The 25,890-nt window shown below is 43.8% G+C and carries 22 protein-coding genes; 14 read left to right on the top strand and 8 right to left on the bottom strand.

Annotated elements, in window-relative coordinates:
- Positions 1 to 50: 50 nt before the first annotated feature.
- Positions 51 to 2,264, bottom strand: a complete 2,214-nt coding sequence (locus tag ACHZA2_RS15020; RefSeq protein WP_319580377.1) for a hypothetical protein — start codon at positions 2,262 to 2,264, stop codon at positions 51 to 53.
- A 106-nt stretch (positions 2,265 to 2,370) separates the two neighbouring features.
- Complete coding sequence (locus tag ACHZA2_RS15015; RefSeq protein ID WP_319580376.1) at positions 2,371 to 3,942, bottom strand: methyl-accepting chemotaxis protein; 1,572 nt, start codon at positions 3,940 to 3,942, stop codon at positions 2,371 to 2,373.
- Positions 3,943 to 4,215: 273 nt separating this feature from the next.
- Here ACHZA2_RS15015 and ahaH point away from each other — a divergent pair, with 273 nt between their 5' ends.
- The 13 genes from ahaH to ACHZA2_RS14950 all read left to right on the top strand — a co-directional run bounded on the left by ahaH (position 4,216) and on the right by ACHZA2_RS14950 (position 14,848).
- Entirely contained in the window at positions 4,216 to 4,545 is a 330-nt protein-coding gene (ahaH, locus tag ACHZA2_RS15010) for an ATP synthase archaeal subunit H (protein WP_319538071.1), read from the top strand.
- Positions 4,532 to 6,514, top strand: coding sequence for a V-type ATP synthase subunit I (locus tag ACHZA2_RS15005; RefSeq protein ID WP_319580375.1), 1,983 nt, complete (start codon positions 4,532 to 4,534; stop codon positions 6,512 to 6,514). The genes ahaH and ACHZA2_RS15005 overlap by 14 nt, the downstream gene beginning before the upstream one ends.
- Before the next feature lie 18 nt (positions 6,515 to 6,532).
- Positions 6,533 to 6,790, top strand: coding sequence for an ATPase (locus ACHZA2_RS15000; RefSeq protein WP_319538073.1), 258 nt, complete (start codon positions 6,533 to 6,535; stop codon positions 6,788 to 6,790).
- A 13-nt stretch (positions 6,791 to 6,803) separates the two neighbouring features.
- Positions 6,804 to 7,379, top strand: coding sequence for a V-type ATP synthase subunit E family protein (locus ACHZA2_RS14995; protein WP_319580374.1), 576 nt, complete (start codon positions 6,804 to 6,806; stop codon positions 7,377 to 7,379).
- 17 nt (positions 7,380 to 7,396) lie between these two features.
- Positions 7,397 to 8,452 (top strand): V-type ATP synthase subunit C, encoded by a 1,056-nt coding sequence (locus ACHZA2_RS14990; RefSeq protein ID WP_319580373.1) that lies wholly within the window; start codon positions 7,397 to 7,399, stop codon positions 8,450 to 8,452.
- 1 nt (position 8,453) lies between these two features.
- Positions 8,454 to 8,756: a V-type ATP synthase subunit F gene (locus ACHZA2_RS14985; protein WP_319580372.1), complete on the top strand. Its 303-nt coding sequence runs from the start codon at positions 8,454 to 8,456 to the stop codon at positions 8,754 to 8,756.
- Positions 8,747 to 10,495, top strand: coding sequence for an ATP synthase subunit A (locus ACHZA2_RS14980; protein WP_319538077.1), 1,749 nt, complete (start codon positions 8,747 to 8,749; stop codon positions 10,493 to 10,495). Before ACHZA2_RS14985 ends, ACHZA2_RS14980 begins: the two co-directional genes overlap by 10 nt.
- A complete protein-coding gene (locus ACHZA2_RS14975) occupies positions 10,495 to 11,877 on the top strand; it encodes a V-type ATP synthase subunit B (RefSeq protein WP_319580371.1) in 1,383 nt (460 codons plus the stop codon). Before ACHZA2_RS14980 ends, ACHZA2_RS14975 begins: the two co-directional genes overlap by 1 nt.
- Before the next feature lie 6 nt (positions 11,878 to 11,883).
- Positions 11,884 to 12,507 (top strand): V-type ATP synthase subunit D, encoded by a 624-nt coding sequence (locus tag ACHZA2_RS14970; protein ID WP_319580370.1) that lies wholly within the window; start codon positions 11,884 to 11,886, stop codon positions 12,505 to 12,507.
- An 891-nt stretch (positions 12,508 to 13,398) separates the two neighbouring features.
- Entirely contained in the window at positions 13,399 to 13,749 is a 351-nt protein-coding gene (locus ACHZA2_RS14965; RefSeq protein ID WP_319580369.1) for a DUF6444 domain-containing protein, read from the top strand.
- Entirely contained in the window at positions 13,659 to 14,063 is a 405-nt protein-coding gene (locus ACHZA2_RS14960) for an IS66 family transposase zinc-finger binding domain-containing protein (RefSeq protein WP_394698646.1), read from the top strand. The genes ACHZA2_RS14965 and ACHZA2_RS14960 overlap by 91 nt, the downstream gene beginning before the upstream one ends.
- A 72-nt stretch (positions 14,064 to 14,135) precedes the next feature.
- Positions 14,136 to 14,363: a transposase gene (locus ACHZA2_RS14955; protein ID WP_394698645.1), complete on the top strand. Its 228-nt coding sequence runs from the start codon at positions 14,136 to 14,138 to the stop codon at positions 14,361 to 14,363.
- Positions 14,364 to 14,398: 35 nt separating this feature from the next.
- Positions 14,399 to 14,848 (top strand): transposase, encoded by a 450-nt coding sequence (locus ACHZA2_RS14950; RefSeq protein ID WP_319580970.1) that lies wholly within the window; start codon positions 14,399 to 14,401, stop codon positions 14,846 to 14,848.
- A gap of 714 nt (positions 14,849 to 15,562) precedes the next feature.
- On the opposite strand, the gene yidD is transcribed toward ACHZA2_RS14950, so the two are convergent.
- From yidD to ACHZA2_RS14920, 6 genes are all read right to left on the bottom strand, one after another.
- A complete protein-coding gene (gene yidD / locus ACHZA2_RS14945) occupies positions 15,563 to 15,802 on the bottom strand; it encodes a membrane protein insertion efficiency factor YidD (protein ID WP_394698600.1) in 240 nt (79 codons plus the stop codon).
- A complete protein-coding gene (locus ACHZA2_RS14940) occupies positions 15,792 to 17,231 on the bottom strand; it encodes a hypothetical protein (protein WP_319580368.1) in 1,440 nt (479 codons plus the stop codon). The genes yidD and ACHZA2_RS14940 overlap by 11 nt, the downstream gene beginning before the upstream one ends.
- A gap of 70 nt (positions 17,232 to 17,301) precedes the next feature.
- Positions 17,302 to 18,630, bottom strand: a complete 1,329-nt coding sequence (locus ACHZA2_RS14935) for a protein kinase (RefSeq protein WP_319580367.1) — start codon at positions 18,628 to 18,630, stop codon at positions 17,302 to 17,304.
- Positions 18,631 to 18,880: 250 nt separating this feature from the next.
- Complete coding sequence (locus ACHZA2_RS14930) at positions 18,881 to 19,969, bottom strand: tetratricopeptide repeat protein (RefSeq protein WP_319580366.1); 1,089 nt, start codon at positions 19,967 to 19,969, stop codon at positions 18,881 to 18,883.
- 148 nt (positions 19,970 to 20,117) lie between these two features.
- On the bottom strand, positions 20,118 to 22,265 hold the full coding sequence (locus ACHZA2_RS14925; protein WP_319580365.1) for a PKD domain-containing protein: 2,148 nt from the start codon (positions 22,263 to 22,265) through the stop codon (positions 20,118 to 20,120).
- Between the two features lie 603 nt (positions 22,266 to 22,868).
- Positions 22,869 to 23,966 (bottom strand): transposase, encoded by a 1,098-nt coding sequence (locus tag ACHZA2_RS14920; RefSeq protein WP_319578208.1) that lies wholly within the window; start codon positions 23,964 to 23,966, stop codon positions 22,869 to 22,871.
- A gap of 336 nt (positions 23,967 to 24,302) precedes the next feature.
- Between ACHZA2_RS14920 and ACHZA2_RS14915 the strand changes: the two genes are divergently transcribed.
- A complete protein-coding gene (locus ACHZA2_RS14915) occupies positions 24,303 to 25,700 on the top strand; it encodes a 6-bladed beta-propeller (protein WP_319580364.1) in 1,398 nt (465 codons plus the stop codon).
- Positions 25,701 to 25,890 lie beyond the last annotated feature (190 nt).

The following is a 25,890-nucleotide window of genomic DNA, read 5'->3' as shown; positions in this document are numbered from 1 at the left end:
GAAGGTTCATACGAGAACGCGAGAGAAAAGGAAAAATACAGAGAGAAGAATCAGAACCCGGGTCCCATAAGACCCTGACGCACGACTGGTTCTCCAGGTGCCGCCCCGGAACGTATTCTGGTGCGGTACTGGTTCTTCGCTTCCCAGATGAGTTCCCTGAAATGCACTTTTGGTGTTTCAAGGAGTCTCATCAGGGGCAGGGTTGCCCGGTTATCATTGATCTCGTAGAGAACCACCGCTATCCAGACCCGCCGCTGGATCGAGCCGGTGTGAAGCAGCGGGATCAGGTGATCAACAATGCCGTGCCCCATTGCAGCAAGTTTGGCTGCCGCATCTGGTGCCATGGCAGGATCCTCCAGTTCAGTGGCAAGAGTAAGAACCTCCTTTCTTCTTGGATCACCGGGATCAGGAGCAGTTTCAGTAACCTGGGGGGATACAGGTTCTGATGCAACAACTGGAGAAGGTAAAGCAGCAACAGGTGGTTCAGGTGAGACCTGCTGAATCAACCTTGTATTCTCCGCATCGAGGCGGAGATTATTCTCAGACAGGGTAGCAATTTCACGATCGCGGCCTGCCAGCTTTCCTTCGAGTGTTGTGATCTCACGGTAGAGAGCGTGAACAGACTCATCCTTCTCGGCCCTGATCGTCTCCTGGAGCTTGATGTACTGATGTCTCACCCGGTCGATCTCGGCACGTAATGCCTCATTATTGGTGAATAAATCCAGAATCTGACGTTCACGAAGTGCGATATCATTTCGGAGAGCCTCTTCCTGTGCTCTGGAGGTTGCCTGGAGATCTGCAAGTTCCTGATGAAGTCCGCTGATCTCATCGCGGAAATAATCGTCCCGGACCCGGCTCTCAGATAACAGGTGATCCCGCTCAGCGCCAAGCTCTTCCAGCTCATTCCTGGCACAGGCGATCTCATTCAGATATGTCAGTTCAGTCTCTGCAGATCTCTTCTTCTCCTCTGCTATCTCCCTGACAAGGTGTTCATTCTCCTGTCTGAGGGATCTCTCCAGATCACCAATGCGGCTCTGGAGGTGTGCCACTTCTGACTCGGCAGAACTTACTGCCTGCTCAAGCCGGGCCTTTACGTCCCCATGCTGCAGGATTGTTTTCGCAAGTTCATCCTGCACCTGTTGGTTCTCTTCTGCAGTAGTCCGGAGTGAATCCTGCAGTTCGTTCCTTAGTTTGATGAGAGAAGAGATCTCTTCGTCCCTGGCTCTGATACCCAGGGTATGAGAATCAGCTACTGACTGTAGTTCTTCGTGCAGCCTGTTGACCTGATCAAGGAGACTCTCCTTCTCTAGTAAAAACTCGGATCTAAACCCGGCCAGCTTCTCATCATACTCTTTCTCCAAAGCAGTGAGACGATCAGAAAGAATCAGGTTCTCTTGTTCAAACCGCCGCCGCGCCACGCTCTCATCTGAAAAAATGTTCTGAAGTCGTTCGATCTCCTGGGCAGCACTGCCGGTATCCTCTTTGTACCGGTTTTCAAGATCGGTCAGAGCCTGCCGACTCGATCTCAACTGCTCTTCAAGACCTTTCTCAAGGAGATCCCGCTCCTTGAGCTCACGGGTCCTGATCTGACGTTCGGTGTTGATCAAACGGTGCAGATGCTCAACAGTCTCACGTGACTGCTCTTCAAGAGCCTTCTCCCGGTCTGCATACTCATGGAGACGCTGGTCCATTGCCCTGAGGGCTTCTCCGGCGGTATGAAGATCTTCTTCCTTCTTCTTCACCAGAGAGGTGAACCGGTCGCGATCCTGTTTCAGGGTCTCTGCAAGTGCCCGTGACTGGGATGAGAGAAGATCCTGCTCATGCCGGGCAGCTGCAGCCTGATCTGCCAAACTGATCTGCAGGGAGGTGATCTTCTCATCATATACCGCTGCCAGATTGTCTTTCTCTTCGAGAAGAGCGGCAGATTCCTTCTCTTTTTCATCGAGGTCGATGACCTGTAACTGGATCTTCTCCTCAAGACCATGCACTCTGGTCTGGAAGGTATTCCTGACTTCGCTGATCTCATTGATCAGCGCGTCTCGCGCCTCCTCCAGCGTATGAATTTCTGCGTCATATCTCCTGGCAGCTCGTGATTTATCATCCTGCTCGTGTTTGAGACTCTTCTGCAGTTCCTCTATCTTTGTCTCAAACTGCCTGATGATAATATCAGATTCATGCTCGAGTTTGGTGATTATTCTGGCGAGTTCTTCGTTTTTACTCTGAAGCGTGATCAGTTCTTTCAGTATTGACTGCGCGAGATCCATCCCCACCCCCAGCAAAGACGTGTACCGTACTAACAGAATCGTGTATCAGCATTTATAGCCTGTGATCACACACAGGCATGCTCCAAAAAAGAAGAAAAAAGAGAGATTACAGCCTGAATCGTGCCATTGAGACCGAGACCTGCTCAGCAATGCCTGCTACCTGGTCGACGATAACCCTGAGTTGGTTTGCTGAAGCAGATGTCTCACCGGTTGCATGAGCAGACTCGACAGCCTCTCTGGCGGTATCCTTGAGCATGGCAGAGACCTCGTGCATGCTGCTCGTGATCTCCTGGACAGCAGCGGCCTGCTCCTCGTTCATACTGGCAACCTGCTCGATGTTAGATGAGATATCCTCAACCGAAGTGACAAGGCGTCCGAAGATACGCAGGGTATCTGAGAGCATCACATTCCCATCTTTCACTGCGGTCGAAGTTGCAGAAACCGCATCGGTTGCGATCTGTGACTTCTTCTGAAGGTTACCGATCATGTCGGTGATCTTCTCAGCAGACTGTCGTGACTCAAGGGCAAGGGCTTTCACCTCTGACGCAACCACAGCAAATCCACGCCCCATCTCACCGGCCCGGGCTGCCTCGATGGCTGCATTGAGGGCAAGCAGGTTGGTCTGGTTCGCGATATCGGTGATCAGCCTGACGATCTCATTGATCTTCTTCATCTCCTGCTGGATCTCGCTGATGACCCTGTCAACCTCTTCTGCATTCCGGGTAATAACTCCCATCCCCTCATCGGCCTTTCGTGCGAACTCTGATCCTTCCCTCGAGAGAACAGTTGATTCCTGGGCGATCCGTGAGACAGACTCTGCCTTTTGTGAGACCTCACCAACAGTGACAGAGAGATCCTCCATCGCTCTGAGTACCTGCCTGACCCCTGCGTCACTCTGCTCTGTATTCTGAGATACTGCGTCAGAGTTTTTGGCAACCTGCTCAGAGTTGTTCGCTACCTCCTGGACACTGGCATTAGCCTGCTCCGCATTTGCAGAGAGTTCCATGACCTGACGGTTGATCATGTTGAAGGCATTACCGATCTGTTCACCTATAGTATCAAACGCAGTCTTTACTTCAAGCCAGTCACCGGCAACATGAAGAGAGGGATCAATCCGGGCTGAAAAATCGTAGGCTGAATACTGCCTGGCAACCCGGAGTGCTTCGCGGAACGGTGTATCAACAGAGGTCAGAGTCATATTTATATGAGTGGCGATCTGCTGATAACAGCCCGAATATTTTCTGATATCTATTGTATTCTTCAGGTCTCCATTCGCAACCTGGCGGGAGATAGCAGAAGAGTCATGTTCAAGCGATACGAGTGACTCTCTGATCTTCCCGAGGGATCTGCCTACTGCAACACACTGATCATGCGCATCCCTGATTCTGGGATCCGGTGAGGGTTCATGAATGGCAGTCTCGATCTCACCCTCTGCAAGCCTTGAGACCTCATTAATAATAGTGCGAATCTCCCGGTCATAGTATGCAGCCAGATACCGGTTCTCATCCGCTTCCCTCATCTTTCCGGCGCACTGTTGTTCAACGGAGTCAAGCAGACGGTTTACCAGGTCTGCAACTCGTATCAGATCAGGATCCTGATCATCAGCATGAACTCTCGATGAATATACCCCGGATGAAAAATCCCTGATCGCTGAGTCAAGTGAAGATATAAGGTTCAACCCGATCCCTCCGCAGGAGCATGAGATTACATTGTGCAGGGTTTGGTTTAATGATGTCCGTCCGGGGCCGGGAAAGAAGAAGGGACACAAGCAGATAAAAGTCAGGATGGGCAGAAGGTTGGATCTGCGAACAATAGCGGCTTTGAAACCGGATTGTGATAACAGGTTTATAACAGTATATTACTGACAACAGCCTCTGAAATCCACAAATAAAAACACATATACTGATCTCTGTCCACTTTATAGTTGTACCATCAATGAGAGGAGGGTTGGATGAAAATTGAGGTCCTGAAGGATATCAAGAACGCAGAAGAAGACTACAAAAAGATGATTTTGCAGGCACAGGAGAGGCGCAAGTCTCTGATCACCAGTGCCGAGCTGGAAGCTGACAACCTGATCCAGAAGGCTCAGGAAGATGCAGAAGAGTTTAAGAAACAGCAGATTGCTGATGCCCGGAAAGAAGCTGAAATGCGGCATGCCAGAATTGTCAGCGACGGAAAGGCAGAAGCAGTAGCTCTCGAAAGCAGGGGACGGCAGAACCTCGCGAAGGCCGTGGATCTGCTAGTTACACGCTTCAAGGAGCAACTTAATGTTTCAGCCTAAACCGATGAGCAAGTTGCTCATCGTCGCATCTAAACAGCAACTAGAGCCGGTCATAACCGAACTGTACCGCATGAACATCTTCCACATCGACGACTTTGTCGAGAAAGGGGATGAGCAGTGGGAAGGGTTCAAGATCGGTATGCCATTGAAAGGAGCCGACACAACCTCATCGAGTCTTGTCAAGATCAGATCGATTGCCAGTGCATTCGGAATCGGATCAGACCAGCTTGATGATGTGGCAAAGGCCAAGGTTCAGGCACTCAAGCAGAGCATTGAGAAGGATCTTCCAGTAATTGCAGACGAAGTCGAACAGCTTCTCTCCCAACGATCCAGGCTCGAAACATCCATCAAGGAGTTCGAGCAGAAGATCGAGGCACTCAGGCCATTTACTGATGCACCATTCCCTATGGAACTTCTGACCGGGTACGACTCGATTAGTTGCATCGCTGGAACGGTAAAGAGTAAACCAGCGATCAGTGTTTCACATGAGATCTGGGAGAAGTCGCAGAAAAGCGGGCTGTTCATCACTGTTGCCGTGAGGAATGAAGACCTCGCCGCAGTGGAGAGAAGCCTTCTTGATCTGCAACTGCAGAAAGTCACGATTCCTGCTGAAACCGGATCTGCATCTGCCCTGATCGCTGATTATGAGCAGAAGATTGCCGGCGTTCACAAGGAGATCGAACAGATTTCTGCAAAGATGGCAGAGATCAGGGAGAAGCATCATTACTTCCTGATGTCATCTGAAGAACTCCTAACTGCTGATGTCGAGCAGGCAGAGGCACCACTCAGGTTTGCAACCACTGACCTCGCATTTGCGGTGGTCGGCTGGGTCCCGACCGAACAGGTGACCAAAGTCTACGAGACCCTGGACCGTGTCTGTGCCGGAAAGGTATACACTACTGAACTTGAGATCGAGGACTATAACGAAGGTCCGCCGGTCGAGTATAACAATCCGGACTTTTCACACCCGACAGAACTCTTCATGGATATCTATTCACGTCCGAAGTATACCGAGGTAGATCCGACATTATTAATGTCAATTGTCTACCCGATCATGTTCGGACTGATCCTCGGAGATGTAGGGTATGGTCTTATCCTGCTCGCGATGAGCTTCGGGCTTCGATCAATGGTAAAAGGCAGTGAAGCAGGCAATCAGCTCATGAATGTCCTGCGTAACTGCAGTATCAGCAGCATCATCTTTGGTGTAATTTTCTCTGAGTTCTTAGGGTTTTCCCTACCTTGGGGGCCGTTATGGTTCTCACGTCATATCCCGATCGGGGCAACGGCCGAAGGGGCACACCATGCATCTGCCATTCCGCAGCTGCTTGTGGTCTCGATCTGGATAGGTATCCTGCATATTACCCTGGGCAGGATCTGGGGAGCCCTGAACGCTTCAAGGATGGAGCACGGACACCACAAATCCCTGAAGATGTTTGCAAACATCGGGTGGATCCTGGTCATGTGGGGTATTATCGTTTTGATCTGGTCCAAATTCCCAATTCTCCTGATGCCTGACCTTACCAAAATGCCTGAACTTGCAGGCGGCCTGAACGTGGCCACCATTGCAGGGGCAGTTATGCTGGTTGTCGGTCTTGCATGCATCGCCCGGGAAAATGCACTGGATCTGATGGAAGTCCCGACGATCATCAGTCACGTGCTCTCATATACACGTCTTATCGCGGTCGGTCTCTCCTCGGTTGCTATCGCACTGGTCACAAATTTCATTGCGATCGGTCTGATCATCAACCCACAGCTGGCGAACCTGACCCCGGTAGGTGTCGTTCTTATCCTCGTAGGGGTTGTTGTCTTCCTCTTCGGTCATGCACTCAATACCGCACTTGGTATTCTGGGTGGCGGACTGCATCCCCTTCGTCTTCACTACGTGGAGTTCTTTACCAAGTTCTACCGTGGTGGAGGAAAGAAATACAATCCATTTGGAATGATTAGAAAACTAACTGAACAGAACTAGATTATTGGAGATTAAAATATGGCAGCAGAAGCAATAGCAGTAGAAGTTGCAGCAGCAACAGCATCGGCAGCAGGACTCAAGGCAGTAGGTGCAGGTCTCGCAGTAGGCCTTGCAGGTGTCGGTTCAGGCCTTGGTGAGATGGGTATCGGAGCAGCAGCAATGGGAGCAGTCGCAGAGAACAAGGATATGTTCGGTCTGGCCCTCCTGTTTACCGTGCTTCCTGAAACCATCGTCATCTTTGGTCTTGTCGTGGCACTCCTGCTCATGTTCCAGTGAGTGAGGAGTGATCATGGGACTGGATGCAGTCATTGCAGAAATAAAAGAGAAAGGACGGGTAGAGTCTGAGGCAATCAACAGAGAAGCCGATGTTAAGAAGGTCGATCTTCTGAACGTTGCCCAGCAGAAAGCAGAGACGGTCAAAGCTGCAGCACGGGATGAGGCGGGTAAAACCACCATTCATATCATCTCACAGGAAGAGGCTGCAGGACACCTTGTCGTAAAGCGCCAGATCCTCAATGCTCAGAAGGAGCTGATGGACGAGGTGTACAGACAGGCACTTGACAAGATCGAAGCCATGCCTGATTCTTTCCACAAAGGTGCCATCTCATCACTGCTCCGCAAGGCAAAGACAGAGATTCCGAAAGGAACTGTCAGCTGCTGCGGCCGGGATGAGAAAGCCCTGAAAGATGTTCTGAGCGAGTCAGAATTCAGTGTTTTCACCTTTGGAAAAGTGGTAGGTATCGATGGTGGTGTCATCGTCGAGAGTACCGACGGTCAATTTCAGGTAGACTTCAGTTACCATACCTTCATGAGCCAGGTATGGGAGTCAGGACTTAAAGACGCGTCAGACATTCTCTTCGCATAAACTCAGGGGGATAAAAAATGGTTCAGAACACGGGCGGTCCGGCACCATACATCTACGTCAGCACCAGGCTGCGTGTACGGAAAGCCAAACTGCTCGCCCCTGAGGAATACCAGCGTATGCTCAACATGAGCCTTCCTGAGATCATCCGCCTGATCGGGGAGACCGAGTACCAGAAAGAAGTGGACGAACTGGGAACTTCCTTTGAAGGGATCGATCTCATTGAGGTCGCTCTCTCATGGAACCTGGCCAAGGAGTACCAGCGGGTCATCGACCTTGCTCCCGGTGCTCTCAAGGAGTTCACGATGGCATACCTCCGTCGCTGGGACATCTACAATGTCCTGACCATCCTCCGCGGTAAGATGCAGGGGATGAAGGAAGGTAAGATCAAAGAGGTGCTCATCCCTGCCGGCAGTCTTGACAAAGTTGTTCTCGATCGTGTTCTTGGCGAAGAGTCATGTGAGCGGGTCGCTGACGCCCTGAAAGGGTGGAAGATGTACCCGACCGTTGCTGCAGGAATCCAGGAAGGATGTTCAGCAGGATCCTTTGCCAAACTTGAGAATGATCTCTACAAGCAGTTATATGCTGATCTTCTCACCATCGCACGTCGCGGAGTGAAAGGAGGAAGCCAGTTCCTCAAGTTTGTCCAGCTGGAGATTGATATCAAGAATATCAAGACGCTCTTCAGGATGCGGGGAGACGGCTACGAGGAGGATGCAAGAGAGTTCTTCATCCCCGGATCGACCTTCACACCTGAGGAACTTCAGCAGATGAACCAGATGGGGAGCAGAAACGAGGTCATCGATGCCATTGTCGGCAGGATAAAATCGGTCGCACTGCTCAATGCCCTTGAAGAGCTGAGAACAGAAAAGTCCGAGCAGGAGGTCGATGCAGAACTGACAAAGACCCAGCTCGACCATATGGAGCAGCTCTCCAAGATCAACCCGTTCTCCATTCACCCGATTCTGGTGTACCTCGAGAAGAAGAAGTATGAAGTCTTCAATCTGCGGGCAATAGCCCGTGGCAAGGAGTCCAAACTTGCGGGTGATACGATCGCGAAGTACCTGGTGATCTGATATGGAGATCGCGGTAATCGGGAATAGTGAGTTCATCCTCGGATTCAGACTTGCAGGGATCACAAAGACCTATGCTGTTGAGTCAGAGGAGAAGGTTGTTGAGCAGGTAAACCGGGTGTTAGACGATAACAACGTGGGAATCCTGGTTCTCAACAGCGGCGACATGGCAAAGATACCACCAAGACTCCGGACAACTCTGGAAAATTCTGTTCATCCAACGGTCATCACCCTTGGCGAACAGGAAGGAGGGTTGTCAATGCGGGAGAGAATTAAACGATCAGTGGGTGTAGATCTGTGGAAGTAAAACGCAACAAGGGTGTTTTAAAGAGGATTGCAGGACCTGTGGTCACTGCAATCAATCTCGACGCCCACATGTATGATGTGGTAAAGGTCGGGAACGAGCAGCTGATGGGGGAGGTCATCAAGATCAAGGGTGATAACGTTATCATCCAGGTCTACGAGGATACTTCAGGCATCAGACCCGGAGAGCCGGTTGAGAATACAAACCTTCCACTCTCCGTTGAACTCGGACCCGGTCTTCTAACCAGTATTTACGATGGTATCCAGCGTCCTCTCGAATTCCTCTTCGAGAAGATGGGCAGTTTCATCGAGCGTGGTGTGAATGCACCAGGACTTTCCCATGACAAGAAGTGGGAGTTCAAGCCAACTGTAAAAGCTGGCGACGCTGTGAAAGCCGGAACCATCATCGGAACCGTGCAGGAGACCAACATCGTTCACAAGATCATGGTTCCCCCACGCTCCGAGGGTGGAAAGATCAAGGAGATCAAGAGCGGCTCGTTCACTATCGACGAAGTCGTCTGTGTCCTTGAGAACGGTGAAGAGATCACGATGCTCCAGAAGTGGCCGGTTCGTGTTCCACGTCCGGTTACTGAGAAACTGAATCCAGACATTCCGCTGATCACCGGTCTGCGTATTCTCGATGGTCTCTTCCCGGTTGCAAAGGGAGGAACCGCAGCAATTCCGGGTCCGTTCGGATCAGGAAAGACGGTTACCCAGCAGTCACTTGCCAAGTGGTCTGACGCCGAGATCGTGGTTTATATCGGTTGCGGAGAGCGTGGTAACGAGATGACTGAGGTTCTTACCGAGTTCCCGGAGCTCGAAGACCCGAAGACCGGCAGACCACTCATGGAGAGGACTGTCCTTATCGCAAACACCTCAAACATGCCAGTGGCTGCCCGTGAAGCATCTGTGTACACCGGTATTACCATCGCGGAATACTTCCGTGACATGGGATACGACGTCTCCCTGATGGCAGACTCAACCTCACGGTGGGCAGAAGCAATGCGTGAAATTTCTTCGCGTCTTGAAGAGATGCCTGGTGAGGAAGGATATCCTGCATACCTTGCAGCACGTCTTTCAGAGTTCTACGAGCGTGCAGGCCGTGTCAACACCCTGAACAAGGATATGGGATCTATCACCGTTATCGGTGCTGTATCCCCGCCTGGTGGAGACTTTTCAGAGCCGGTTACCCAGAACACCCTGCGTATCGTCAAGTGTTTCTGGGCACTGGATGCCAAGCTCTCCCAGCGTCGTCACTTCCCTGCCATCAACTGGCTGCAGTCATACTCCCTCTACCTTGACACCCTCGGCCCGTACTACGACGAGAAGGTCTCACCAGAGTGGAACCCGCTCCGTACCTGGGCAATGGAAGTTCTCCAGAAGGAAGCAGAACTGCAGGAGATTGTGCAGCTCGTCGGTTCAGATGCACTGCCTGATGAGCAGCAGGTCACCATCGAAGTTGCACGTATGCTTCGTGAGATCTTCCTCCAGCAGAATGCGTACGACCCGGTGGATACCTACTGTGACATGACCAAGCAGTTCGATATGCTGAAGGCAATCCGCTTCTACTCAGACCAGGCAAACACTGCTCTGAAGGCAGGCGTTGTGATCACCCAGATCACCGGACTGAAGTCAAAGTCAGATCTTCCACAGATCAAGTACATCAAGGAATACAAACCTGAGATTGAGAAGATCCTCAAGGGTATGGAAACTGAATTTACCAAACTCAGGGAGGCAGCCTGATGAAGGAATACCGAACGATCTCCCAGATTGCCGGTCCACTGGTCTTTGTCGAGAAGACAGAGCCTATCGGATACCAGGAACTGGTCAACATCGTTCTCTCTGATGGAACCGAGAAGCGTGGTCAGGTTCTTGATACCTCTGACGATATCGTCGTTGTGCAGGTCTTCGAGTCCACGACCGGTATCGGAAAGGACAGTGGTGTCAGGTTCACCGGCGAGACTATCAAGATGCCGGTGGGCAAGGATATGCTCGGCCGTATCCTCTCCGGTGCAGGTAAACCAAAGGACGGCGGTCCTGAGATTGTCCCTGAGAAGCGGCTTGAGATCACTGGTGCTGCAATCAACCCATGGGCACGTGCATCACCACGTCAGTTCATCCAGACCGGAATCTCAACCATCGATCTGACAAACACCCTTGTCCGTGGTCAGAAACTTCCGATCTTCTCGGGAGCAGGTCTGCCACACAACGAGATTGCACTGCAGATTGCACGTCAGGCAAAGGTTCCGGGATCTGATGAAGAGTTCGCAGTCGTGTTCGCTGCAATGGGTATCACCAAGGAAGAAGAGAACCAGTTCATGGCTGAGTTCGAGCGGACCGGTGCTCTTGAGCACGCCGTAGTTTTCCTGAACCTTGCAGATGATCCTGCTGTCGAGCGTATCATCACACCACGTCTCGCACTGACCACCGCAGAGTATCTGGCATTCGAGCTCGGATACCATGTGCTGGTTATCCTGACCGATATGACCAACTACTGTGAAGCACTGCGTCAGATCGGTGCAGCACGTGAAGAGGTTCCAGGCCGTCGTGGATATCCGGGATACATGTACACCGATCTTGCATCTCTGTACGAGCGTGCCGGTATCATCAAGGGCAAGAAGGGTTCAGTGACCCAGCTCTCGATCCTGACGATGCCTGGTGACGATATCACCCACCCGATCCCTGATCTCTCCGGGTACATTACCGAAGGGCAGATCGTGGTCAACCGTGATCTCCACCGCAAGGGTATCTACCCACCGATCAACGTGCTTCCGTCCCTTTCCCGTCTGATGAACCTCGGTATCGGAAAAGGATTCACCCGTGAAGACCACAAGAAGGTTTCAGACCAGCTGTATGCAGGATATGCAGAAGGTATGGATCTTCGTGGCCTTGTGGCAATCGTCGGAAAGGACGCACTCTCTGAGAGAGACCGTGGATTCCTTGACTTCGCTGACAACTTCGAGAAGCGGTTTGTCAGACAGGGCAAGGATGAAGACCGGACGATCGAGGATTCACTCGACCTCGGCTGGGATCTCCTCAAGGATATGGCAGAAGAGCAGCTCGGCCGTATCGACCGTGAGACGATCCAGAAGTATCACCCCAAGTACCGCAAAAAGGCGGAGTGAGCCTCCATGGCAGACATCAAGCCGACCAGATCTGAGTTCATTGACACCAAACGGAAGATCAAACTCTCCCAGAATGGGTACAAGATCCTCAAGATGAAGCGTGATGGGCTGATCATGGAGTTCTTCAAGATTCTGGAACAGGCACGGGATACCCGTGGTACATTGATGATCAACTATCAGCGTGCCCAGCAGATGATGGCTGTCGCAAACACAATTGAGGGTTCAATCGGTGTGAAGGCAGCTGCATTCTCAGTCAGGGAAACCCCTGACATCACGCTGAAGAGCAAGAACATCATGGGTGTTGTGGTTCCGGAGATCGAATCCAGTAAGGTCCGCAAGGGCATTGCAGAACGTGGATATGGTGTAATCGGAACCACCCCGGTCATCGATGATACCGCAAAAGCCTTTGAGGAACTCGTTGAGGCGATCATCAAGAGCGCTGAGGTCGAAACGACGATGAAGAGGCTCCTTGATGAGATTGAGAGTACCAAACGCAGGGTTAATGCTCTGGAGTTTAAGGTTATTCCTCAGCTCATCTCTACAAGGGATTTCATCAAGATGCGTCTTGACGAGATGGAGAGGGAAGAACTCTTCAGGCTCAAAAAGATCAAAGCCAGAACCCAGGCTTAATTTCCATTTTTGGTAAAAAAAATCAGGAACCGGATATTGATCCGGAATTATGGATTTCCGGTACTGATCATAGCTCTTTGTTATCCAGATTACGATAGGGTCGTATTTTCAGGAATCAACCCTAAAACAGTGCTGGTTTGGAGCGATAATTATGATTTTTTAAATTAGGCCCGACATAGGCTCTTATTTTGATTTGGAGCCGGATTTTTAAGGATATATCACAACGCTATTCCATTAAAATATAAATTATGACTTGTAGTATGGATTACCCTGTTATCGTGGAATAAAAGGGGGTTATAAAAACGATATTTGGGCTCCATTTAGAGGATAGGAGTAATATCCTATTAACTGAATTTATTCAGTTGTCTTCAATCATCATCATCCGGTTACAAAGAACCATTCAGCCCCGATATCCCTCTTTGGGAATCATAATCTCGAAGATTGCTCCAGTTCCCGGAATACCGGTTTCCCCGATATTTATTCCGGTGATCGCAAGGATTTCACTGGAGAGAAATAATCCAAACCCAGTATTTTTTCCAAATCCACGCTCAAAAATATTACTTTTTCTTCGCTCGAAATCCCGATCCCATTATCTGCTATCGTGGTGATGAGAACAGAATCAGAGATAGAGTCTGAAATTTTTATATGACTGACGGTTTCACCGTGTTGTCCGGAATTTTCAAACAGGTTGTGAAGGACCTCAATAAGAGGCGGGTCAGTAAATATCTCGACTGGTCTGGTTGTTACATCAATGGTGGTAACTATTCAGCCTCTCTCAGCGCTTTCCAACCAATCTGCTCCTAATCTCATCAAATATAGCCCCTCTCACTCAAATTTTCCACTATAATCGAAAGATCTTTTTATCTTGAATTTAAACCTGTTTTTATCGGAATGGAAATACCTGAAGAGATCAAATCCCAATTTCCCGATTGCCCCCCAGAAATCGTCGCATATATTTATTATCTGCACGAAAAAATCGATAAATTAGAAGTCAGAGTAACTGAACTCGAATCCCGGCTAAATCTTAACAGTTACAATAGCGGTAAACCCCCCTCCTCGGATGGATACACCCATAAGAACCGTACAACCTCACTTCGTAAAAGAAAACCCAGAAAAAACCAGGAGGTCAACCCGGTCACAAAGGAAAAACTCTGGAACAGAGTTCTAATCCTGATCACATCGAAACTCATTCTCCTGAAGTTTGTTCCTGTTGTGGAAGAAGTCTTCAAAATGGAGCAATAATTGGAATTGAAAAAAGACAATTTTTCGACCTTCCTCCTCCCCCATCAATTGAGATCATTGAGCACCAATCCCTCACAAAGGATTGTACCCATTGTGGAGGAAAATCATCAGGACCCTTTCCCCAGGGGGTCACACAACCCATTCAATATGGATCAAAAATCAAGGCCAATTTGAGTTATCTCGTTCCTTATCAGTTTATCCCATACGATCGGACAACCGAGGCCTGTTATGATCCTTTTTGGTATCTCCATCAGTCCTGGAACAATTATCAATATTACTCGCACATTGTCAGAGAAACTCATATTGTATCATGAATCGGTTAAGAACGCTCTTAAATGCGAACCTGTAATCCACAACGATTAAACAGGGGTCAGAGTTGAAGGAAAATCTATTGGCTTCATGTCACCAGTGCATCTCAACTAACCTCTTACTCAACTCAGACGAAAAGAGAAACTCAAGGGATTAATAACATCGGAATTCTTCCAAATTACACGGGAATAAGTGTTCACGATTTTTGGAATCCATATCTTTCATTCTCCTGCAAACACAGTTTCTGCTGTGCTTATATTCTTCGAGAACTTAAACGGGTAGAAGAGGAAACAGAACAAAAATGACCAAATATATTAAGTGAATTACAGATACAGGCTAAATATCTCAAGGAACTGTTTCATTTGGACGATATTCCCATACCATAGATTATGGTAACAGCATTAAAAGTTCATATGATGAACTAATTCAAGCAGGACTCGATGAGAATCCGCTACCCATCCATATCCCCGGAAAGAGAGGAAGGAAGAAAAAGAGTTTTGCCAGAAACCTGCTCCAAAGGTTTGACATCCATAAAGACAGTATCCTGCGATTTATTGAACATATTCGTGTTCCATTTGATAATAATCTCGCGGAGCGGGATATCCGGATGATGAAGGTAAAAAGGAAAATCTCTGGAGGGTTTAGGGACAGAGCAACCGCTGAAGCGGTAGTTTTGATCAGAAATTACATCTCAACAATCAGGAAGAATGGTGAAAGGGTCATTGAGGCGATTAATGCTGCGTTTAACAATAATCCATGGATGCCAAAGACTCATACGATCAGATCTTAATGACTTGATGTACCTTCTTTTCCTGTTTGGCGATATGAACCCTGAATAGTTACAATAATTCATTGAAATTTTCCCAAGGATGCGAAGTCGACATAAGATTACTTTGCATAACCCTTACATTTTTTGAAGAAATTTTATCCGCCATGGTCAAAATGTTATGACAGTGTTCTTATTTCCCTTATTGGAGGAAATACTATGTAAATAAAAGTAATGTTTGTATAACTATATAATCCCCAAGATGATAGGGATCATAATAATAATGATTATCTTATATAACTCATGATTTTTTAAAAATTGTGTATAATTGAAGAGTATGTTCCCTACAACGACCGGAGTTCAGGTTAGAGAACATAGTTGATTATTTTCATGGCTCGTTGAAATCTTAAGACTCCATAAAAGAGTGAATATCAACTTAAGCCGATTATTTCTGGTTTCCCTATGGTTGAATTGATATTCGTCAACAATGTTTGACTACTTCTATCACTTGATTTTCAGACTGAGCCAAATATACTCAAGTGACGGATTAGAGAAAAAATTTTGTTCTATTGCGTACAAACTCCCAGCGAGCGGAGGCTAACAGCCGGAGCGAAGTAGTAGAAGTTTTTTAGCCCCCCAGCGGGGGAGGCTGGTGGGGAATGATAGATGCCCCGGAGATTTTAGATATAAAACCCTTATATCCTAAAGTACTGATTCAATAAAACAAATTTATGACTATTATGGGAAGTCGATGCATGAATCAGTATTGCGGGGATTGCACCTGCTAAGTCTATTAATTGTAAGAGCCCATCCTTTAAAAAATCCATATTTTTCTAATGCCATTATTGCGTAATTTGAACATGATGGATAAAATCGACAAATAATAAACCTTTTCTTATTATAAGTTCTTCCAATCTTTCCATGCCATATCCTGCGAATTCCAATTATTGAAAGGATTACGAGAGGGTTATTTTTCATGAGACAGTATCTCTTCAGTATAAACAGCTGAGCCACACTTTGGACATGTTTTTAATCTCACTAACTCATTATTATTAGCTCTTCCTCGACTGTTATCTAAACGCCCACCAAAATACATACAACAATTTACACAGGGTATACTGGCTTTTAAAGTAATTCCTAATCCTTCAACTGTATTTTCTATAAGAATTCGGGTTTCTCGTGATTTCAATGAATGCCATACTGTTCCACAGTTTTTACAAGTTCTTCGATATTCTTCAATCGTATTAGAATTATGGGAATTTACATAATCTTTGACAGTGGATAGTTGGAACGTTTTTTGACCCGGTTTTCTGCATGATAACGAGTAATAATATCCACCCGCTAAAACTAATGCAGAACCTAAGAATGCAGTATAAAACCCTATAGCAGGAGTAGAAGGAGAGAAGTAATGGAATAATCCCAAATATACTGTTAGAAGAACGAGGGCAGCCCCGATAAGAGTATATAATCCATGAAATATCTCAGAATATTTATGGTAAAATCCGGAGTAAATCCAAATAATTAAAAATAAGTAAAGCAAAAATATGAAAAAATCGCTATATAAAGTAGTTGTTAAAAACAGATTCGATTCAAAAGGCAAAAATACTAATGAATATAAGCAAATTACACTTCCCAATAATATAACTAGGGTAGGAATATCAGAAGTAAAATTGGATAATCTGATATTATCATAAATTTTTTCATCTTCCTTTTTTATACCGTTATCCCTCGCATTTTCATTCGTATTATCAATAAAACCTTTTTGATATCCATAGACTAAATTTGGCTCTACCTCGTTATCGCGTTTTATCTGATAACTACAAAAAGGGCAAAAATTCGCATTCTCAGGAAATGTTTTCCCACATCCAGGACAATATTTATTTTTTTCTTGGTCATCAACCATGATAGGTGGGCTGGTATTATTGGGTTGGTTAATATATTCACCATATTGATATGACTGCTGCGGGTTATTCCAGATATTCGGAGTCGACACTCCTTGTACACCAGGAGGAGCATTAACAGGTGGTTGATATGACTGTTGCTGGTTATTGAAATTACTTGGATTCGGCGTTTCTTGCTGAACCAAAGGCTGACATGAAGCAACATTCAACCCCATCGATTTTGCCCAGGTTTTTACGATCCATTCGGCTGCATGGCTATTTATCCGTTGATTAACGATAAGTTCCTGAACTAGTTGATCAATAATTTGAGGATTTTCTTTTTGTGCATACAGGCGGGTAGGAATCTTCTGATCAATTGAGAGTTCTAGTAGCCCGGCTTCACGAGGATCATTTGCAAGGGTACGTTTTAATACTGAACTATACATTTGGGAATTTGAGTCACTAGGGGGTCCATAATGAGCTAAAAGATCCCGTAATGTCTCTTGAATCTCCGAAGCGGTAATCATTTCAATTAATTCTTTAATCTCTTTGAATTTGAATTCATCGATCTGATCATAATGGACTTATTTTTTATTTTCATACTCTGATTTCACCTTTTATGGTCCCAAAATCTATAGTTATTCCATCTTTCAGAGGAACATTTTTCATGGGAGGAACTTCTGCATTATTTCCATTAAAAGAAGTTACAATCCATGAGGTTGTACCTAGATTTTGCAATCCGTACATATTCAATGTTGGATGCTTGGAAACCTGAGCAACCGGATTGGTGAAATCAAATGATAGGGGATTCAGATGATGTTGATAAATCCTCGTATTAGAGTTTAGCATCACGATCCCATTATTTCCAATATTGATACGGGGTGGAATAAAAATTTGATTTTTACAATTCCAGCAGATATTCAATGGTGCTTCAGAATTATTGATTATACTAGAATCATAAAACCCCTGATATCCACACTGATAACAATATAATATTGAATCCCGGAGTTGAATTAATGCTAATTTCCATTCATTTTCTCTCACTCTGCCATGATGAGGATCAAAAAGTCCTTTAGTAAAGGCTTTGATGAAAAAATTCTTAATAAAATTCGGGTAAATATTCCAAAATAATAATGCATTCTGATGAAAATCAGGATCCGGATGATTGGAAGAATCTACAGGATCGAAGATGAAAAGCGCTTGAGAGCCATGGATTCTTTTTTCTGCTTCAAAATCCCAACATTCGGTTTGAGTTTCCCGAACTCCATCAAGGGGGTGAGAAATGAACAACAAATGAAAGAGTAATACAGATAATGAATATAGATCAGTATTTCTATTAGGATGATCCTTTCCCATTACAATTTCTGGTGCAACAAATCCAGGAGTTCCACCAATACCAGATGTGGAAGTATCATTATTATAACAGACATTATCATTGTCACAGATGAGTACATCCCCATTATCAGGATTAAAAAAGACATTCCCTAAAGATATATCCCGATAACAAAGACCCTGGGCGTGCAATTTTGAAAAACTTTCAGCAAGATTGTATGCTGCAGTTATTACCGAAAAGAAGGTTGGATTGATCCTTCGTTTCATATAATGATTGAGATCATAATATCCATCCGGGCGAAGAGGCATGATATACCCGAAAAACGGTTGCTTTTCCGTGATAACCAGATCAACCGGCCAGAGAAAACTCGGACTCGGGGATCCAATTTCAATAAGGTTTTTCAAATTATTAAAATTTTTTTCTGTGGCAAATGATTCCTTGGTATAGTATTTAAGGGCCCATTGATGAGAACCGGAAACAATATGATACACCTGTCCCTGCCCTCCTTCTCCTAATAACTTTACAACCTGAAATTCTACTCCAGATTGTGAGATAACCCGATCCCCCGGATTGAAAAGAGTGATAATACTCATGTATATTCTTAAAGAAAGTTAGCTACTTATTACCCATAAGTACTCGGTTTTTTATTAAATGTAATTATTCAGATGGTCTCTGCGATCCCCTATCTTCACTTCACAAAATCTACAATTTCTATCTTTTTACAAAAAATACATTATCAGAACTACTCTTGTAGATTATATTTTACTTCAATTCAAAAATTTGTAAGTTGGCTAGAATTAATCTATCACCAGTTTTTAATCAGATCTCCAATTAAAACGAATATCAGTTTACAATTACCTGATCGCTATCATATTTCACATTATTCTCTTTATCAGATTCAGTTATGTCATTTCCTGCGTCAATAAAAGCTCCAGTCCAATAAGGTCCCGTAGGGACATCGGGATTGATTGTGAACATTTTGAAATCAGATGAATCTCGTGTCTGTCCCGCTCCGAGGCCACTAACTAAATCACTGCCCAGGATATAGATTCCCTGATTTCCAAATACTGGATGGTATGTCACCGTATCAGTTAGAAAATAGGTGATATTGAATTTCCCTGCATCACCAGATCCTTTATTCTCGATAGTCATGGTACCTGCTATCACATTTGACTTCTGTTTCATGGAGAGTTTGGTGATTGTGAGATCAGGTAGACCATTTGAGCTTGAATTCACCGATCCTATATCTGAATCAGGAGACAAATTATTGGTAGATGAAGATTGTTGGTTTTGGTATAAACCGGTTGTAGAAACTGGGACTTGGGTAGATTTTGAACCAGATATATATGAATTATTTTCAAAAATATTCTTAAATTGTTGAATATCTATATCATTAAGTCCCATATATTCATACCCTGCTATAGTGATCATCCTTGAACTAACAAAATTTTGAACTGAATCATTTTGGGACCCACGTGATACTTGATGGTTTATTGCATCCTTAACTTCTTCATACCTGCCAAGTTTACTAAGAACAAGTGCTTTGCCTACCCAGGCCATTGGTTGATCGGTAAATTGTATTGACTGGTTAAAAGCATCAAGCGCTTCATTGTACATTCCTAAGTGACTTAAAGCATAACCTTTACCAAGCCATCCACTGCCCTTACTTATTTTTATTTCCTGGTTATATGCATCAATTGCTTCATCATACCGACCCAAATATAAAAGCATATTACCCCTATCATCCCACAACCTGACGTATCCTGGATCTATATCAATTGCCTGGTTAAAATATTCAAGAGCTTGAGCATAATTTCCCTCTTGATATTGAGCTAACCCTTTATTATCCAAATCTATTGCTGCGTTATTCGCTTGAACTCCTATCACTAATACCATTGGAAGTAATATCAATATTATATATCCACTTTTCATCTAACAAATTCGGAGTTTAAATAGGTTAAATGTTTTGAAATAAGTCCTGTAATGAATCAAGTCCTCTCATTTTTATCATAGTGAAGATTAAATTCGTATCTATTTTAGAAAAAAAATTCCCATGCAATAGTGATCTTTACAAAAATAATTAAAACGTATCTCCGCCACCGGAACTACTACTTGACGAGTCAAAATCGCTTGCTGATATAACAGGAGTGGGCATAGGTTTTGCCCCAATAATAATCCCCCCGGTTTTTGCATACACAGTCTTTCCAATCGTAGAGAGATCTTCAGGAGAATTTACTGCATACACAAAGCAGGAAATCCGTTGTAGTTCATCAGATGAGGTGTTCCACGAGTATGTCCATGAATGATCTGAAGAACTTACAGGGACAGTGGTATATGATGCAGGAACCTGTGGACTAACCAATTCAGGTGGATTCCTTAGGTTAAACAGTGAAGTGGGGGTGGAGGAGTACTTTCCATTTTCCTTTATGAAAAAGAGGTACACGGTATCACCTACAGTATTTTTCCCAGATAGATTGATCTCATCCCCCCATGAATATGGACTATTTCCCTGAACCTTAATGCTGATATCTCCGTTAGACATTGAGTTTGATGATGCATTAGAAATAGATATGGGAGTTGAAGTTGATTCAGGAATAGTTGTTGGGATCGGTAATAGATTGCATGCTTCTTTGGAAATATGAGAAAAACCTCCCATAAAAACTGCTATTACTCCAAGTACTACCAGGATTGCAAAAATTAAAATAATCGTGATTCCAAGTTTCGTTTTGATTGGTTGCTGGGCTGAAATTTTATTTTTATCTGAACTATCCTTTTTATTATGAGAACTAACCTCACTTATATCATCTAATATTTTTTTTTGTGGTCTGATTATTGTCTCTTTACTACCTTTATCGGTTTTAATTTTTTGCGAGGATTGATCTGACTCATATCGATTCGGTTCCACATGAGTTGTGGTGAGTTCTCCGATCTGTACATTTTGAATACTTTTAGAAAATTCCACACCATCTGAAACAATGAGATGAACAGAATATTTTCCCGGTTTCTTATACGAATGAACAGGGTTTTCTTCAACAGATGTGGAACCATCGCCTAAGTTCCATTGATAGGAAGTCACATATCCTTTCGAAGTATTAGTAAATGAGGCAGATAAAGGTGAAATCTCTTCAGATATGGTATGAGAGAAACTGGCATTAAGGGGAGGTAATTTAATCAAAATTTCTTTATCAATTGAATCTTTTACTCCGTACTCCTCATTAATGACTGTCAATGTAACGTGATATCGACCAGGAGAAGTGTACTCATGCAAGGGACTGCTTTCTTCTGAAACCGATCCATCACCGAAGTTCCACATCCAACTACTCTTATTTCCATGGGATAAATCAGTAAACTGAATAAACAATGGATTATCCATTTTAAATATGGAAAAGGAAAAGTCAGCATGAGGTTTCTGTGGAGTAATAATAACAGGCTTTAATAGTTCCGCTTGAAACGTTGAATTTCCATCACCAACAGTAAGTGAAACATGATATTCACCAGGTTTTTGATATACGTGAATTGGATTTGGATCAGATGAATGCTCATTATCACCAAAATCCCAGTCAAAGGAGTTTATCAGACCCTGGCACCTGCTCATAAACTGTATCGGTAAGAAAATTTCTCCTCCCTCTAAATTGCTGCTTATCTCTGCTCCCAACTCAGGATACATAACTGTCACAGCATAAGCAAGATTTTTTTCAGAGAGAAACGAATCATGGTGTGCACGAAGGACAATGGTATAAATCCCCGGTGTACGGAATACATGAACCGGATCTATTTCAATCGAAGATTCACCATCGCCAAAATCCCATTCAAATCGGGAAACATCACCTTTACAGTTATTTGAAAATTGAACAGAAAGAGGAGCAGTTCCCTGAACCGGCTGTAAAGAAAAATCAGCAATACACGTGTAGATAAAATGAATTCCAAGAGCTTCAGCCCAGACTTCTATAGACCATTGTGCTGCTTTTTTATCGATTCCAAAATTCGAGTGTAAATATGTGACTATTTGGGGAAGGAGAATCTCAAAAGGAACCTGCTGACTCTCCTTGATCAATTTAAATACTTGACCTTGTTCTAAAGATATTTTTAATAAATTTAATTCCCTGACATGATCTACAAGAAGATCATGCATCAGACCCCTGTATTTACGGATATTTAATTCAGTAGGAGGGCCATAATTGGATATAATATCCTGGAGAATTTGTATGCTCTGTATTGTAGGATCCATAATATCAGCTTTTCTTGCGGTAAATTACTCATATTGATGTTTAATCATATATTGTACGAATTCTAATGTTAGCATAGTATTTTTTTTTATTCTTTATAAAACAATGACATCAAAGGCAGCTTAAGCCTAACTACTGATATCATACAGAAACGCGATGTTACTGAGGATAGACGCATTTTCCAGCACAAAACAAAACCATTACATATTTTCGCACGACCCTCCGGTGAACCATCGGGTTAATAGGTTTACAAAAATTCAGAGGGCAATCAATTCTTTTGAGGATTTCAACAGAGCCGGTTTAGATACTTAAATCACTATAAAGTCTTTAATTTGGAGATATTATTCCCTAATGGTAAAATAGTTTGGGTTTAATGAGGAAGATAGTGAGAGGCTGTCCAATGAGAAGATGTAGATTGGACAGATTGTCAATCAAATGATTCGCTTTTTGTCGAACTACCAATTTTTACAATAGAATGAAAGATACACGCACTGCAAAGGATGGGAATCAACATCCAAACTACCCAAAATTACAGTTGAAAGACGAAAAATAACTAAAAACTCGATAGCATTCGCTACTTAATGGGATATCTGTATTTTATTTTTTCAGTAATATTTTGATAGATCCTGACCCTTTCCTTGGTTTTTTACTAAATTTGCAAGTAATACAAACTGATATGAAATGAGATTCAATGTCATGTAAAATTCTTTAGATCTTTTCTGAATCCATTTTACACTGAAATTAAACATTCGTTTCATGTGTGAATGAGTTCTTTCACAATCTGCCCTTGATTTGTATTCAACTCTGAAATTTGGATTAAGTAAGTTCTGATTGCGAAGATACATCCCAACCTGTTTCTCCCTTCCGTTATTCGTGAGAAATAGTAGTTTTTTCTCAATAGAATCTCGAATGTCTCCCCCTTTCTTCCACATTTTATTTACCCAATGATCAATTCTCTCAATTGTCCCCTCTATGTTCAAAATTGCGTTCTTGCTTGGATCGATTAGTGGCTGAATTCTGAAAATTTTCCAGTATCTCGCATAAATCATGAAGGAATCATAGCCACCATCAAGTTGAACTTTGATCATGCTTGGATTCATTGTACCAACAATTTCAGCTAATGGGATTGCATATGGGGAATCATGAGCATTACCTTCAGAAAATATTCCATACAGTGGAAAGTTGTTTAAATGAAATATGTGATATTTGTGCATCCTGCAAGCGTAATGGGGATTATATTCAGCATATTTATCATATCTTGAGGCTTCAATAGGGGTTGAATCAACCATTCCGTGACCATTCTGAATAGATTGACATGCAATGGCTCCGTTTAGGTACATGATCTTCTTAAAGCCGTCTAATCGCAAACGATTGTAAGCAAAATCATGTAAATTACTTGCAGAGGGAATATGATATCTTCCGGGCTCTATTTCAGGAATTCCAAGAGCAATGCAATCTTCAAGTGTTAGTGATTTGATGAATTTTCGATAGGATTGTTTTCGAAAGGAATGGACAATCAAGAGTTTGAATAATAATATTGGTGAATATAACCATTTTCGAGTTTGGCTGTAATTGAGATGGTTGTGCAATTCAATTTCAATCTGGGTAAGATCCATTTTTCCAAGTAATGTACTGATTGAAACACTATTTGTTGGATTTACAGTCCCATGTAATGTCCTTTTTTCGTTTGAGCCAACGAGCATAGAGGCCAGTTTCAATAGTATATAATGGTGCCGAAATCGGTCCCACGGCAATTAACGAAATGAAAAAAGAGTGGAGAGTCGAGAAATTTTATGAACTATTTATATAATAGGACCTTCGTTGGACGGCCTCAGTGATATTAATCATAGTATTAATGAATATAATATTAGAAACAGTAATTCTTCAACAACCTGATAATTATAGAGATGAGAAAGATTAATTCTACAAATGCTCATTGAACCTAATCGAATCAGGAATTTAATTAAATAACATGAACAAAAAATGGATAAAATTGTTCAAAATTGACGTATTTGATATTTATTCACCGGTGAAATTCAATGAATGATAAAACGTTAAAAATCATTACGATACTGAAAGAAATAATTTCTCAATACGGACCTCCGAATGAGCAGAATATAACTAAATACCGTGGAATTCTTCATGATCTCCTTGTTGATTATGAACGGGAACTTAATTTGTTACGCATTACTCTAGAACAAGGACTGGTCTTTATAATCATAAAGGATAAGAATTCAAAACCATTTGAGATTCAAGTCCGACAAATCGTAGGACAACTTCATAATACCTGTGGGATGGATATATCAGCTGCTGAATGGGCTATCAGAACCTGGACTGAAGCTCTTGAAATTTATCGGATAGACACTTGTGATACAGATATTTCCGCGGAGAAAACTGAACCAGACGCAATTAATGCTATTATTACCCAAACCCAACTGAAACACCATCCGGAACTGAACACTACTCACAAGAACAGTGAAAATTTTCAATGTAATTATGGTCGGTCTATCTTCTCCCCAAAAAAACATATACTCGGATTAGTTGCAATAATCATTATTGCACTCTTTGTAATTGGTCTAATCTATGGACATTCAATACCTTCTGCTACTGGAACATTTATCACAAAGTGGGGAACAGAAGGATCAGAAAACGGCCAGTTTATAGACCCTGATGGAATCGCAGTAGCCCCTGATGGACGAATTTATGTAGTAGACTCGGGAAATAACCGAATCCAGGTCTTCGATGTGAATGGGAATTTTATCACAAAGCTAAACGGGCAGTATAATCATCCTAATGACGTTGCGATTTCTCCTAATGGGAATGTTTATATAACAGATCCAGGAAAAAGCCCAATCCAGGTCTTCGATGTGAATGGGAATTTTATCACAAAGTGGGGAACAGAAGGATCAGAAAACGGCCAGTTTTCATATCCGAGTGGCGTCGTGGTAGCTCCTAATGGACAAATTTATGTTGTGGACTCAGGAAATAACCGAATCCAGGTCTTCGATGCAAATGGTACTTTTATCACAAAATGGGGAACATTAGGATCAGGAAACGGGCAGTTTAGATTACCTAAGGGCATCGAAGTTGTTTCAAATGGACGAGTATTTGTGGCGGATTGGGAAAATAGCAGAATTCAGGTCTTCGATACGAATGGTAACTATATCACACAGTGGGGAACAGAAGGATCAGAAAACGGCCAGTTTTCATTGCCTAGTGACGTCATGGTAGCTCCTAATGGACAAATTTATGTTGTGGACTCGGGAAATAACCGAATCCAGGTCTTCGATGCGAACGGTAATTTTATAACAAAGTGGGGAACAGGAGGATCAGAAAACTCGCAATTTAATTTAGCTCTGTCCATCGCAGTAACCCCTAATGGAAATGTTTATATTACAGACTCGCAAAATGAACGAATACAGGAATTTAGTGCGTGAGTCTTCAGTTTTATGAAGTGGGAGATTTAATCACGCCCTCTTACAACAAAGGCTGAACCATTCATTCGACATGTTTGAATTGCAGTAACAAGGACGTCAATATTTTTTTGTCCCTTTGGAGGATTCTGATCCTCCAATAACCTTTCTAAGAGAATAGCTAAAAATCCCCTGTTTTCTCAGCCGAGTACAA

This window comes from uncultured Methanospirillum sp., assembly GCF_963668415.2.
In the GTDB taxonomy this organism is placed as follows: domain Archaea; phylum Halobacteriota; class Methanomicrobia; order Methanomicrobiales; family Methanospirillaceae; genus Methanospirillum.
This window is presented reverse-complemented; position numbering and strand designations above follow the sequence as displayed.